We start from the raw sequence: 13,813 nt of genomic DNA, 5'->3' as shown, positions 1-13,813 counted from the left end.
CCCGGACAATGGACGCTCCCGTGCCGGATATTCGGCTACAAACGCCAAGAAAACGTGAGCGTAGGACGGAGGCGGCGTGCGAGCTTGCGGTCGGCGGCGGGCGTTCCTGCCCGCCGTGATCACCGTGGTCGCGGCCGTCCTGGCCGGTCTCACCGGGTGCACCGGCTCCTCCGGGCCGCCGGGCCGCGGCAGCCCCACCCCGGTGGCGGCCACCACCGCGCAGAGCGCGAGCCCCTCGCCGTCCCCGGGCCCCGCGCTCACGCAGGAAGAGGCGCGCGAGGCCGTCGAGCGCTACCTCGCCACCGACGACGTGCTGCGCGCGGGCGGCGATCTGCGCATGGCGCTGTCGCTGGCCCGCGACGGCCAGGCGGCGCTGACCATCGCGGCGTACCGTTCCACGGGCCTGCGGCCGGCCCGCTACGCCTGGCAGGTGGAGGACGTGTACGTGCCGCGGCTGGAACGCGCGCCGTACTGGTTCACCGCCGTCGTGCGGCGCACCGGCCGTGAGGCCGAGGGCGGCTCCGGGGCCGCGGGCAAGGCGGTGCGCGGCTCGGAGTCCCGTACGGCCCTGCTCACGCTGATGAAGCAGGACGACGAGGCGCGCTGGCAGCTCAGCTTCGGCTCCCTGCTGCTGGACGGCGCCGACCCGCCCGAGGTGGCCCTCGACGCCGACGGCTACGCCACCGCGCTGCCCAGCCGTGACGAGACCATCGGCGTCAGCCCCCAGCTCATGCCGCCGCTGCACGCCACCGTGGCCGAGGAGGGCTCCAAGGGCTTCTCGGCCGGCCTGATCGAGCCGGGCCCCTACACCACGGGCTACTCCGACGAGATCGCCGAGGAGAAGCAGCAGGCCCGGCACGACGGCCTCGACTACGACTCGATCTTCAGCGCCACCCAGTCGCCCATCTTCGCCCTGCGCACCGAGGACGGCGGCGCGCTGGTGTCGTACGAGATGACCCGCACGACCACCCTCACCGCCCGCCTGCCCAGCGCCCCCTGGATCGAGGTCCCCGAGAACGCCCGCTGGGCCGCCAACGACCAGGCGGTCTCCAACGAACTGCGCATCATCGAGACCCACCAGTACGCCAGCCTGGTCCCGCCCCGCGACAAGCACGAACCGGCCGAGGTCATCGCCTACGAAGGCGCGGTCACCAGGGTCACCGGCCGCTAGCCGGGTTCCTGGGCGAGCGGGGCTCGCCCAGGAACGGCGCTGCGACGGCTTCAGGCGGGCAGGCTGCTGCTGCTCACCAGGGTGCGGATGGCGCGGAGGGCGACCGACAGGGTGGCCAGGTCGAAGGTGTCGCTCTCCCAGATCTCCGAGAGGGTCTGGCGGGAGCGGGCCACCGCGGCCGAGTTGGCCTCGGTCCAGTGGGCCAGGCGTTCCTCCGGGGCCACGCCCGGCTTGCTGTGGGTCAGCACGTCGCGGGTGAGGGCGGCGTGCGCGGCGTACAGGTCGTCGCGGAGGGCGGCCCTGGCCATGGAGTTCCAGCGGTTGTCGCGCGGCAGGGCGATGACCCGCTCGCGCAGGCGGGAGAGCTGGAGCCGGGCGGCCAGGTCGAAGTAGACCTCGGCCACCTCGGTGACCGGGCGGCCGGTGTGGGAGGCGATCTCGACCAGGTCGAAGGTGGAGTAGGCCGGGACCATGGCGGCGGTGCGCTCGGCCAGCTCCTCCGGGACGCCCTGCGCGACGAAGGAGTCTCTGCGCTCCTCGAAGGCGGTCAGGTCGGGCCCGGCGAGCAGCTTGGGCAGGTGGGGCAGCAGGCCGTTCATGCCCTCGGCGAAGAAGGTCACCGTGGAGGCCAGGTCGAGCGGGGGGCGGCGGTTGCCGAGCAGCCACCGCGCGCCGCGTTCGATGAGCTTGCGGCCTTCGAGGAGCATGCGGAGCTGGGTCACGGTATCGACCTTGTTGTCCAGCCCTTCGACGGCCCGCCAGAAGCTGGGCAGGTCGAACACCTCGCGCGCGACGAGGTACGCGCGGGCGATGTCGGGCGTGGACGCGCCGGTCTCCTCGGCGATCCGGAACATGAACGTGGTGCCGCCGGCGTTGACCAGGTCGTTCACCACGCCGGTGGTGATGATCTCGCGCCGCAGCGGGTGGGCGTCCATGTACGGGCGCAGCCGCTCGCGCAGCGCCGACGGGAAGTACGACACCAGCCACGACGCGAGGTACGGGTCGTCGGGCAGGTCGGAGGCGAGCAGTTCGGCGTCGGCGACCAGCTTGGTGTAGGCCAGCAGCACGGCGAACTCGGGCCCGGTCAGGCCCAGCCCGGCCTGGCGCCGCTCGGCCAGGACCTTGTCCGAGGGCAGGTGCTCCAGCTCCCGGTTCAGCAGCCCGGCGCGCTCCAGCTTGCGCAGGTAGCGGGCGTGCACGTGCAGCATGGACGACGCCTGCTTGCGCGCCGCCGCCAGCACGACGTTCTGGGCGTAGTTGTCGCGCAGCACCAGCTTGGCCACCTCGTCGGTCATGTCGAGGAAGAGCTGGTTGCGCTGCTTGTCGGTCAGCTCGCCGTCGCGCCGCACCCGGTCCAGCAGGATCTTGATGTTGACCTCGTGGTCGGAGGTGTCCACGCCGGCGGAGTTGTCGATGAAGTCGGTGTTGATCAGGCCGCCGTTGCGCGCGAACTCGATCCGGGCGAGCTGGGTCAGGCCGAGGTTGCCGCCCTCGCCGACGACCTTGCAGCGCAGGTCGGCGGCGTTGATCCGCAGCGCGTCGTTGGCCTTGTCGCCGGCGTCGGCGTGGGTCTCGGAGGTGGCCTTGACGTAGGTCCCGATGCCGCCGTTCCACAGCAGGTCCACCGGGGCCTTGAGGATCGCGCTGATCAGGTCGTTCGGGGCCATAGCGGTCACGCCGTCGGCGATGCCGAGGGCGGCGCGGGCCTGGGCGCTGATCGGGATCGACTTGGCCGTACGCGGCCAGACGCCGCCGCCCGCCGAGATCGCCGAGGCGTCGTAGTCGGCCCAGGAGCTGCGCGGGAGCGCGAACAGCCTGGAGCGTTCCGCGTACGAGCGGGCGGCGTCGGGGTCGGGGTCGATGAAGACGTGCCGGTGGTCGAACGCGGCCACGAGCCGGATGTGCTCCGACAGCAGCATGCCGTTGCCGAACACGTCGCCCGACATGTCGCCGATGCCGACAACGGTGAAGTCGGTGGTCTGCACGTCCACGCCCATGGTGCGGAAGTGGTACTTCACCGACTCCCACGCGCCGCGCGCGGTGATGCCCATCGCCTTGTGGTCGTAGCCGATGGAGCCGCCGGAGGCGAAGGCGTCGCCGAGCCAGAAGCCGTAGTCCTGGGCGACCTGGTTGGCGATGTCGGAGAACGTCGCGGTGCCCTTGTCGGCCGCCACGACGAGGTAGGTGTCGTCGCCGTCGCGGCGCACCACGTCCTTCGGCGGCACCACCTGGTTGTCCACCAGGTTGTCGGTCAGGTCGAGCAGGCCGGAGATGAACATGCGGTAGCAGGCGATGCCCTCGGCCAGCACCTCCTCCCGCGAACCGGACTCCGGCGGACGCTTCACAACAAATCCGCCTTTAGACCCAGTAGGCACGATGACGGTATTTTTCACCATCTGCGCCTTGACCAGCCCCAGGATCTCGGTGCGGTAGTCCTCCATCCGGTCCGACCAGCGCAGCCCGCCCCGCGCCACCTTGCCGAAGCGCAGGTGCACGCCCTCGACCCGCGGCGAGTACACGAAGATCTCGAACTTGGGCCGCGGCAGCGGCAGCACGCTGATCGCCTCGGGGTCGAACTTCAGCGCCAGGTACGGCTTGCGCCGCCCCGCGCCGTCGCGCTGGAAGTAGTTGGTGCGCAGCGTGGCCTGGATCATCTCCAGGTACGCCCGCAGGATGCGGTCCTCGTCCAGCGACGCCACGTCGTCCAGGGCGCTGAGGATCTCCTCGGTCAGCGCCTCGCACAGCTCGTCGCGCACCTCCTCGCCCCGCTTGGGGTCGAGCCTGGCCTCGAACAGCCGCACCAGCAGCCGCGCCAGCCGTACGTTGCCGAGCAGGACGTGCTGCATGTACTGCTGGCTGAAGGTCGTGCCGGCCTGGCGCAGGTACTTCGCGTACGCCCGCAGGATGCCGGCCTCCTCCCAGGTGAGCCCGGCCGCCAGCACCAGCGCGTTGAACCCGTCGGGCTCCACCTCGCCGCGCCACAGCGCCAGGAACGCGTCCTGGAACAGGCCCTTGAACTCCTCCTTGGGCACCTGCTCCGAGGGCTTGTAGCGCAGCCCGAAGTCGTAGATCCAGGCGTTCTTGGTGGCCGGGTCGTTGTCACGGTCCACCTCGTACGGACGCTCGTCCACGACCTCGACGCCCAGCCGCTGCAGCAGCGGCAGCACGTGGGACAGCGAGATCGGCCGCTCCAGCCGGTAGATCTTCAGCCGGCGCTCGCCCTCGACGGCGTCGTACGGCTCGTACAGGTTGAGCGCGATCTCGTCGGGCGTGCCCGCCAGGGCCTCCAGCTTGCGCAGGTCGGCCACGGCCATGCGGGGCGGGAAGTCGGCCTTGTACCCCTCGGAGAAGGCCGCCTGGTAGCGCCGGATGAGCGCGGGGGCCTCCTCCTCCGAGCACAGCTCGGTGATCGCCTCGACCAGGTCGTCCTCCCACGAGCGGGTCGCCCGCGCCAGGCGTACCTCCAGATCCTCCAGGTCCACCCCGGTGGCGGGCAGCGGCCGGCCGCGCTCGCCGCGGATCATCACGTGCAGCCGCGCCAGCGCTGACTCACCGATCATGGCGCTGTAGTCGAGCGTGGACCCGCCCAGCGCGCTCATCAGGATCTCCTGCATGCGCAGCCGGATCTTGGTGGTGTAGCGCTCGCGCGGCAGGTAGATCAGGCAGGAGATGTAGCGGCCGTAGTCGTCGCGGCGCAGGAACAGCCGGAGCTGCTTGCGCTCGCGCAGCCGCAGCACGCCGCGCGCGATCGGCAGCAGCTCCTCCACCGAGATCTGGAACAGCTCCGAGCGCGGGAACGACTCCAGCTCCTCGATCAGGTCCTTGCCGTCGTGGCTCTCGGGGGTCAGGCCGGCCGCCGCCAGCACCCCGGCCAGCTTGCGGCGCAGCACCGGGATGCGGGAGATCGACTCGTTGTAGGCGACGTGCGTGAACAGGCCCAGGAAGCGCCGCTCCCCCACCACCTCGCCGTCGGCCCCGAACACCTTCACGCCCACGTAGTCGAGGTACGCCGGGCGGTGCACGGTGGCGCGGGTGTTGCCCTTGGTGATGATCAGCATCTGCTTCTCGCGGGCCTTGGCGCGCAGTTCGGCCGGCATGGCGGCGAAGCTGTCGGAGCCGGCCTTGTCGGCGCGCAGGATGCCGAGCCCGGTGCCCGGCACCGCGCGCAGCGTCTCGCCGTCCTGCGACTGCTCCAGCCGGTACTCGCGGTAGCCCAGGAAGGTGAAGTGCCCGTCGGCGAGCCAGCGCAGCAGGTCGAGGCTGTCCTCGACCTCGGCCGGCTCAAGCGGCGGCGGGTTCACCGAGGCGTCCTCGGCCGCCTGGAGCGCCAGGGCCCGCATCTTGGGGAAGTCCTCGACCGCGTAGCGCACGTCGGCCAGCACCCGCTGCAGGTCGGACTCCAGCCGCTTCAGCACCTCGCCGTCGGCCTGCCTGTCGATCTCCAGGTGCATCCACGACTCGGCCGTGATCTGCCCGGTCACGTCGTCCTGGCCGGGGCCGAGCATCTTGCCGGTGATGTCGCGGCGTACCCGCATCTGGGGGTGCACGACCAGGTGGGTGCCGATCTGGTGCCGGTCGAGCTCCATGGTCACCGAGTCGACCAGGAACGGCATGTCGTCGGTGACGACCTCGACCACGGAGTGTCCCGGGTCCCAGCCGTTCTCCTCCAGGGTGGGGGTGTAGGCGCGCACCAGGGCCCGGCCCTGGGGACGGTGCTCGGCGAGCTGGCGGTGCGCCATCGCCGGGCCGTAGACGTCCACGGGATTGCGGTCGAGCAGATCCTCCGGCGCGACATGCCGATAGTACGTGCGCAGGTAGCCGAGCGCCTCCTCCACGCCCACGTGCTCGCTGCCGGGCGTCTGCGCGCACATCGTGGCCGCGCTCCGCAGCAGCTCGTCCTTCGCCTCTTCGAGGGGCATGTCGCTCTCACTCCTTTGTGAGGGATGTCGCCTTGTCATCGGGTGTGTTCCTCGCGCGCCCGCGCGCGACGATCACGGCGCGGAGGGGAGGAGGGGGCATCGGCCACGGTCATGATCCCGTGCCGGACCACGGCGAGTCCACCAAGTAGCCCCCCAATCGGTCCCGGTCGCCCTTGACCGGGTTGTTCGCCGTACCGATATCACCCGAAATCAAGGACGCCGTCAACGTGACCCGTCTCCCAGAGGTGACGGATCTGTGACCAACCCGGCGTCGCATCCGTACGTCTCACCATGCGGTGTCACTGTCCTTTGGGGAGCCCTTCATGCCGTCCGACCGCCGCGATTTCCTCCGCCTCACCGCGTTCGCGCCCCTGGCGGCGGCCTTACCTCTCGGCGGCGGCCCCCTGGCGGCCCTCAGCGCCCCCAGACCGGCCGACTGGGCCGCCCTGGGCCGAGGACTCGACGGGCGCCTCGTCCGCCCCGGAGACGCCTCCTACGGCGCCGCGCGGCGGCTGTACAACCCGGCCTTCGACGACGTGCGCCCGGCCGGCATCGCGTACTGCGCGAACGACGCGGACGTGGCCGAGTGCGTGCGCTTCGCCACCCGGTACGACGTGCCGCTCGCGGTCCGCTCAGGCGGCCACTCCTACGCGGGCTGGTCCACCGGCACCGGCCTGGTGATCGACGTCTCCCCCATGCGCTCGGTGCGCCACTCCTCCGGCCGCGCGGTGGTCGGCGCCGGGGCCAAGCTCATCGACGTCTACGACCGCCTCGCCGCCTCGGGCGTCAGCATCCCGGCGGGCTCGTGCCCCACCGTCGGCGTCAGCGGCCTCGCCCTGGGCGGCGGCATCGGGGTCGTGTCCAGGAAGTACGGCCTGACCTGCGACGTGCTGGAGTCGGTGCGGATCGTCACCGCCTCGGGCGCCACGCTCACCTGTGACGCGAACCACAACGCCGACCTGTACTGGGCCTCGCGCGGCGGCGGTGGCGGCAACTTCGGCGTGGCGACCTCCTTCACCTTCCGCACCCACCCGATCCGCGAGGTCACGGTCTTCTTCCTGCGCTGGCCCTGGGCGAAGGCCCGCAAGGTGGTGGCCGAGTGGCAGAAGTGGGCTCCGGCGGCCCCCGACGCCCTGTGGTCCAACCTGCACCTCACCCGCGAGGGCGGCGGCCCCGCGGTCCAGGTCGGCGGCCTGTACCTGGGCGGCAGGGCGGCCTGCGAGAACCTGCTCGACCGCCTGGCCGGCCGCATCGGCGCCACCTCCAGCCGCTACGTCCGGGCGACCTCCTACCGCCAGGCGATGATGATCATGGCGGGCTGCTCGTCGTACTCGGTCTCCCAGTGCCACCTCCCCGGCTCCCTGCCCGGCCAGACCCGCGACGGCAGGCTCGTCCGCGACACCTTCGAGGCCAAGTCGCACATCGCCTACCGCCCCCTGTCGTCCGCCGGGATCGCCACCCTGGTCGCCAAGGTCGCGGCCCCCGGCGACCACGCCGTACTCCTGGACGCCCTCGGCGGCGCGGTGGGCCGGGTCGGGCCGCAGGCCACCGCCTTCCCCCACCGCGCCGCCGTCTTCAGCGTCCAGTACTACGCCCACCGGGCGGGCCGCGCCGCCTGGCTCCGCGACGCCCACGCGGCCATGACCCCGCACTTCGGCCACCACGCCTACGTCAACTACATCGACCCCAAGCTGACCGGCTGGCGCACGGCGTACTACGGGCCGAACGCGCCCCGCCTCGCCCGGATCAAGGCGAAGTACGACCCGGCCCGCCGCTTCCGCTTCCCGCAGGCGATCTGAGGGCTACTCGGGGACGAAGTGGGTCAGGACCTCGGGGTTGGCCATGGCGTCGGGGTTGGCGGCCTTCTCCACGGGGGTGCCCTGGAGGATCTTGCGGACGGGGACCTCCAGCTTCTTGCCCGACAGGGTGCGGGGGATGCCGGGGACCTCGCGGATCATGTCGGGGACGTGGCGGGGGGACAGCTCCGTGCGCAGGGCCGTGCGCAGGGCGGCGACGAGGTCGTCGGTCAGGGCGGCGCCGGGGGCCATGGCCACGTACAGCAGCAGGCGGCCCTCCTGGCCGAGCTGGCCGGTGTCGATCACCAGGCTGTCGGCGATCTCCTCGAACCGCTCGACGACGCGGTAGAACTCGCTGGTGCCCATGCGGACGCCGCCGCGGTTGAGGGTGGAGTCGGAGCGGCCGTAGATCACGCAGCCGCCGTCCGGGAGGATCTTGATCCAGTCGCCGTGCCGCCACACCCCCGGGTACTCGGCGAAGTAGCTGTCGCGGTAGCGCTCGCCCTCGGGGTCGTTCCAGAACATGACCGGCATCGACGGCATCGGGGCGGTGATGACCAGCTCGCCGACCTCGCCGATCAGGGGCTTGCCCGCCGGGTCGTACGACTCGACACTGGCGCCCAGGCAGCGGCACGGGATGACGCCGGAGCGCACCGGCAGCAGCGGGACCGCGCCCACGAAGCCGGTGCACACGTCGGTGCCGCCGGAGAACGAGCCGAGCTGGACGTCCGGCTTGACGTCGGAGTACACCCAGTCGAAGCCCTCGGGCGGCAGCGGCGAGCCGGTGGAGCCGAGGCCGCGCAGGCGGTCCAGGCCGCTGGGCTTCAGCCCGGCCTTCATGGACGCGGTGATGTACGGCGCGCCGGTGCCGAAGTAGGTCACGCCCTCCTCGGCGACCAGGTTCCACAGCACGTCGGTGCCGGGGTGGTTGGCGCTGCCGTCGTACAGCACCACGGTGCAGCCGACCAGCAGGCCGCCGATGAGGTAGTTCCACATCATCCAGCCGGTCGTGGTGTACCAGAAGAACACGTCGTCGGGGCCGAGGTCCTGGTGGAAGGAGATCGCCTTGAGGTGTTCCAGGACGATGCCGCCGTGGCCGTGCACGATGGGCTTGGGCAGGCCGGTGGTGCCGCTGGAGTAGACGATCCACAGCGGGTGGCCGAACGGCACCCGCTCGTAGGCCATCGGCGCGCTCTCGGCACGCAGCTCGGCCCAGGTCGCGGCGTCCTCGGGCAGCTCGGCGCCCACGCGCGGGATCCAGACCGTGGTGCGCAGCGAGGGCAGCTTGGCGGCGATGTCGCGGACGGCCTGGGTGCGGTCGTAGACCTTGCCGTTGTAGCGGTAGCCGTCCACCGCGATCAGCACGACCGGCTCGATCTGGCTGAACCGGTCGGTGACGCTGGGCGCGCCGAAGTCGGGCGAGCAGGAGGACCAGATCGCGCCGAGCGAGGACACGGCCAGGAACGCGATCAGCGCCTCGGCGATGTTGGGCACGTACGCGGCCACCCGGTCGCCGCGGCCCACGCCGAGCCGGACCAGCCCGGCGCGCACCCGCGCCACCTCCTCGCGCAGCTCGGCGAAGGTGAGGGTGCCGCGGGCGCCGTCCTCGCCGCGGAAGACCACCGCCGTACGGCCGGGAGTGGCCTCGGCGTGACGAAGCGCGTTCTCCGCGTAGTTGACGGCCGATCCGGCGAACCATTCGGCCTTCGGCATCGTCCCATTGAGGACGGGCCCGTCACCACGCTCGCCGGCGACGTCGAAGTAGTCCCAGATGGAGCTCCAGAAGTCCGCGGGGTTGGCCACGGACCACTCCCACAGGTCCTCGTAGCCGCCGGTGCGGCCGAGCCATGCCATGTAGCTGGTGATCTTGGAATTGCGGACGACCTCGTCGGTCGGTTCCCACAGCAGCGCGCCTTCCTCAGCCATGCCCCCATCTTTGTGTGAGGCCGGACGGAAGTCACCATCGGCCCCCCTGTGTGGACTATCCCCGCAGGCGATCGACCGCCATGCGGGCGGCGGTGCCGATCACCGCGTCGGCGCGCGGCTGGTTCAGGGCGGGGCTGAAGGAGCGGGTGAAGACGGCCACGGCGTACCTGCCGCCGTCGGGGTACTCGACGACGCCCACCTCGGCGCGCAGGGTGGGCAGGGTGCCGGTCTTGCCGCTGACCGACACGTCGTCGTAGGGGAAGCCGGACGACAGCCGGTGCGGCCACACCTGGAGGCCGAGCAGCCGGCGCATCCACGCGCACGACTCCGGGCCGGCGGCCTCGTCGCGCCAGATCATGGCGAGCAGTTCGGCGGTCTCCCTGGGGGTGCTGCGGTTGGTGCGGGCCGGGTCGAGCACCCGCAGCCGGGCGATCACATCGGGGTCGGTGACCGGCCACTCGCCGCCGGTGTCCTCGGCCATGCGCGCGAACATGCCGGCGCAGTCGTGCTCGACGACCGTGCGCCGCAGCCCGAGGTCGGCGAGCGCGGCGTTGACCGCGTCCAGGCCCACCCTCGCGACCAGCGCGTCGGCGGCCGTGTTGTCGCTCACCGCGATCATCAGGTACGCCAGGTCGCGCAGGCTCATGGTCACGTCGTCCAGCATCGCCGAGATGCCGGTGGGGCCGAAGACGCGCGCGGCGGCCGGCACGGTGACCCGCTCGGCCGGATCGAGCCGGCCCGCGTCGGCCGCCCGGCAGAAGGCGACGAGCAGCGGCAGCTTGAACACCGACGCGGTCGGCACCGGCACGTCGCCGCCCGACTCCACCACCCGCCCGGTGTCCACGTCCAGGGCGTGCAGCCACCCGGTGACCCCGGCCGCCCGGAACAGCGCGTCGAAGCCGCCCTTGCCGGCGCTCACGCCGGGAACGGGGACGGGGCTCGCGCCGGGGCCGGCGCCGGGAACAGGGCTCGCGCCGTGGACAGGGCTCGCGCCGGGGCCGGTGCTCATGCCAGGAACCCGGTGGCGGGGCGGAGGGCCGTGACGCGCCTGGGCGGCGCGGCGCCCTCGTCGGTCATTCCGGCCTCCTCCTTCAGCACGCGCTGCGCGACCGCGGCGAACGCCGACACCGCCTCGTTCCGGGTCCGCCACGCGGCCGAGACCCGCCAGGCGATCGGCGCGCCGAGCAGCGGGCGCCAGCGTACGCCCGCCAGCTCGGCCGGCGGGCCGAGCGCGACCGCCGACCCGGCCAGCACCAGGCCCAGCGTGACGCCGTCGTGCACGACCTCCGGCACGTAGCCGTGGCGGCGGCACTCGGCGACGGTCTCGGCGTGCGCCCCGGGTTCGCCGTCGCGCGGGAACAGCACCAGATCGCGCCCGGCGAGGTCGGCGAGGTGCACGGTGGACGCGGCGGCCAGGGGGTCGTCCTCGGGCAGGATCACGCCGGGCGTCTGCACCAGCACCGGGCCGAAGGCCAGGCCGGGCGCGGTGACCGGGTGGCGTACCACGCCGACGTCGAGCGCGCCCTCGGCCAGCGCGGTCACCTGGTCGGCGGTCCACATCTCGGCCGGCGCCAGGCGTACGCCGGGCGCGGCCTCCCTGAAGCCGGCCACCAGCGCGCCGATCACCGGCGCGCCCAGGTCGGGCGGCACCGCGGCCCGCAGCGCCGCGCCCGCCGCGCCGTCGCGGGCCAGGGCGCGCAGCCGCTCCACGCGGGCGACGATCTCGCGGGCCTCGCCGAGCAGCAGCCGCCCGGCCTCGGTCAGCCGGACCTGGCGCCCGGAACGGTCGAACAGCCGTACGCCCAGCTCCTCCTCCAGCCGCTTGATCCGCTGGCTGAGCGGGGGCTGGGCCATGCCGAGCCGGACGGCGGCGTTGCCGAAGTGCAGCTCCTCGGCGACCACGGTGAAGTAGTACAGGTGCCGCACCAGGTCCACAACCGGCCACGATAGCGGCGCGGGGGTCAGCCCGTGCCGACCTGGGTGCCGGCGGCGGTCAGGCGGGCTATCGCGGCGACCACCTCGGAGGGGTTGGCCAGGTCGCGCAGCACGATGTCGGCCCCGGCCTCGGTCAGCTCGGCCGGGGTGGACCGGCCGGTGGCGACCGCGATCATGCCGGCGCCGCCGATGCGGGCGGCCTGCACGTCGCGGGTGGAGTCGCCGATCAGCACGGTGTTGGCGGCGGTGAACGCGCAGCCGTACTTCTGCTTGGCCCGGCCCTGGGCGACCTGGAGCAGCGTCGCCTTGGGGTAGACCTCCTCGCCGTAGCCGCCGATCTCGAAGTCGACGTGCTTGTCCAGGCCGAACGCGGCCAGCTTGTGCACCGCGTTGCCCTTGATCGTGCCGGTGAGCACCGACTGCACCACGCCGTCGAGGCGGGCCACGGCCTTCAGCGCGTCCTTGGCCCCGGGCATCATCCGGCCCTCGCGGTCCAGCCGCTTGCGCCGGGCGGCGAAGGCGGTGGTGAGCGCGGCGATGAACGCGGGCAGGTGCTCGTCCTCCGCGACGATGCCGTTGACGGCCAGCGTCTCGAAGATGATCTCGGAGTCGGGACGGCCCATGGCGGGCGCGAGCTTCACCAGCGGGCGCCCCGTCACCTGGCGGAACGCCTCGGCGTACGCGTCGCGGGTGACGATGGTCACATCGACCAGGGTCAGGTCGATGTTCCACAGAACCAGACGGCGGTCGATGGCGGGCCTCCGGGGGGTGCGGCCGGCGTGCGCGGGCACGCCGGTGATCACGCGCTCAGCGTACCGGGCGCGGCGCCCGCGGTCGCGCCACAGACCGGTATCCGTCAGGCGTGGTCGAGGGCCTCGGTCAGCGTGTCCACCACCGGCACGCCCAGCGCCTCCAGGTCGGCGCGGCGGGTCATGCCGCCGGTGTAGAGCACGGCCCGCGCGCCGACGTGCATGGCGGCGTGCGCGTCGTCCACGCTGTCGCCGATCACCAGCACCTCGGCGGGATCGACGTCGAGCGCGGCGAGGTGGGCCACCATGTGCTCGGCCTTGTGCCCGCCGGAGGCGGAGCGCAGCCCGTCGATCCTGGTGAAGTGGACGTCGATGCCGAACTCGGCGACCTTGGGCACCAGCCGCTCGTGGCCCCACATGGACAGCAGCGACTGCGTGCCGCCCGACCGCTCCCAGGCGGTGAGGCTGGGGCGGCTGTCGGCGGCGAGGTCGCACTCCAGCATGAGCCGGTGGTAGTGCTCGTGGAAGCCCTCGTCGAGGTGTTCCCACTCGCCCTCGTGCAGCGGGCGGCCGAGCATCCGCTCGTAGGCCACCCAGATCGGCCGCGTGTACACCTCGCGGAAGCCGTCGGTGGTGATGGCGCCCAGCCCGTACGGGCGGAACACCTCGTTGGTCGCTCCCACGACGGCGTCGATGTCGTGGAAGAGCGTGCCATTCCAATCCCAGACAATGTGCGTCATATCGCCGTCAAGCCTAGCTATCGCGAACGACATGCGCGTTAACGGCGGGACTACGAAAGCAGATCGGGGATCTCCTGTGTGGCGTACCACATCAGCTCGTGCGCCTCGGCGCCGTCCACGGTGAACTGCGCGTCGTCGTCGCCCTGGTCGGCGGCGGGCAGGGCCGCGATGGCCGCCTCGATGTCGGCCGCGGCCTCCTCGTCGTCCACGTGCACCGAGGCCATCGTGGCCAGCGGCACCGGCTGCGACAGGCGCACGCGGGCGCGCTCCTCAAGGTCCTGCCCCACGCTGACGGCGGAGTCGGGCACCTCGGCCGCGACCACGACCCGGCGCGGGGGCACCGGCACCCCGTCGGCCCGGTCGACCGCCAGCATCCGCAGGGACGCCCTGGCGGCCTCGGTGAGCGCGACGTACTCCAGTTCCTCGGTGTCACCCGAGACATACCACTCGATCAGGGACGGCGTGACCGCGAAGCCGGTCAGCGGGGCCGGACCCAGCTCACCGGCCTTGGCCACGCGGGCCAGCCCCGGCAGCGTGGACGGCAGATAGACGCGCATGATTCCTCGTTCTGAAGGTG

Annotated in this window: 9 protein-coding genes; 2 read left to right on the top strand and 7 right to left on the bottom strand. The window is 72.3% G+C overall.

All coding sequences use genetic code 11. The annotated features are described in order from the left end of the window. Positions 1 to 76 precede the first annotated feature (76 nt). The gene (locus tag HNP84_RS22385; RefSeq protein ID WP_185051734.1) at positions 77 to 1,171 is read left to right on the top strand and encodes a DUF8094 domain-containing protein; all 1,095 of its coding nucleotides are present in this window, start codon (positions 77 to 79) and stop codon (positions 1,169 to 1,171) included. Between the two features lie 50 nt (positions 1,172 to 1,221). On the opposite strand, the gene HNP84_RS22380 is transcribed toward HNP84_RS22385, so the two are convergent. Beyond that, positions 1,222 to 6,090: an NAD-glutamate dehydrogenase gene (locus HNP84_RS22380; protein ID WP_185051733.1), complete on the bottom strand. Its 4,869-nt coding sequence runs from the start codon at positions 6,088 to 6,090 to the stop codon at positions 1,222 to 1,224. Between the two features lie 323 nt (positions 6,091 to 6,413). Here HNP84_RS22380 and HNP84_RS55135 point away from each other — a divergent pair, with 323 nt between their 5' ends. Continuing rightward, complete coding sequence (locus tag HNP84_RS55135; RefSeq protein WP_185051732.1) at positions 6,414 to 7,889, top strand: FAD-binding oxidoreductase; 1,476 nt, start codon at positions 6,414 to 6,416, stop codon at positions 7,887 to 7,889. 3 nt (positions 7,890 to 7,892) lie between these two features. On the opposite strand, the gene HNP84_RS22370 is transcribed toward HNP84_RS55135, so the two are convergent. From HNP84_RS22370 to HNP84_RS22345, 6 genes are all read right to left on the bottom strand, one after another. Further along, positions 7,893 to 9,812, bottom strand: a complete 1,920-nt coding sequence (locus HNP84_RS22370; protein WP_185051731.1) for an acetoacetate--CoA ligase — start codon at positions 9,810 to 9,812, stop codon at positions 7,893 to 7,895. A 55-nt stretch (positions 9,813 to 9,867) separates the two neighbouring features. Further along, the gene (locus HNP84_RS22365) at positions 9,868 to 10,731 is read right to left on the bottom strand and encodes a serine hydrolase (protein WP_312925476.1); all 864 of its coding nucleotides are present in this window, start codon (positions 10,729 to 10,731) and stop codon (positions 9,868 to 9,870) included. 86 nt (positions 10,732 to 10,817) lie between these two features. Beyond that, positions 10,818 to 11,747 (bottom strand): LysR family transcriptional regulator, encoded by a 930-nt coding sequence (locus HNP84_RS22360; protein WP_185051729.1) that lies wholly within the window; start codon positions 11,745 to 11,747, stop codon positions 10,818 to 10,820. A 26-nt stretch (positions 11,748 to 11,773) separates the two neighbouring features. Beyond that, positions 11,774 to 12,550 (bottom strand): HAD family hydrolase, encoded by a 777-nt coding sequence (locus tag HNP84_RS22355; RefSeq protein WP_312925474.1) that lies wholly within the window; start codon positions 12,548 to 12,550, stop codon positions 11,774 to 11,776. Positions 12,551 to 12,603: 53 nt separating this feature from the next. After that, a complete protein-coding gene (locus HNP84_RS22350; protein ID WP_185051728.1) occupies positions 12,604 to 13,236 on the bottom strand; it encodes an HAD family hydrolase in 633 nt (210 codons plus the stop codon). A gap of 50 nt (positions 13,237 to 13,286) precedes the next feature. Further along, positions 13,287 to 13,793, bottom strand: a complete 507-nt coding sequence (locus HNP84_RS22345; RefSeq protein WP_185051727.1) for a DUF6912 family protein — start codon at positions 13,791 to 13,793, stop codon at positions 13,287 to 13,289. Positions 13,794 to 13,813: the final 20 nt, after the last annotated feature.

Source organism: Thermocatellispora tengchongensis, from assembly GCF_014202315.1.
GTDB classification, from domain to species: domain Bacteria; phylum Actinomycetota; class Actinomycetes; order Streptosporangiales; family Streptosporangiaceae; genus Thermocatellispora; species Thermocatellispora tengchongensis.
Note: the sequence above shows the minus strand (reverse complement) of the source record. Positions and strands in the feature narration are given on the sequence as shown.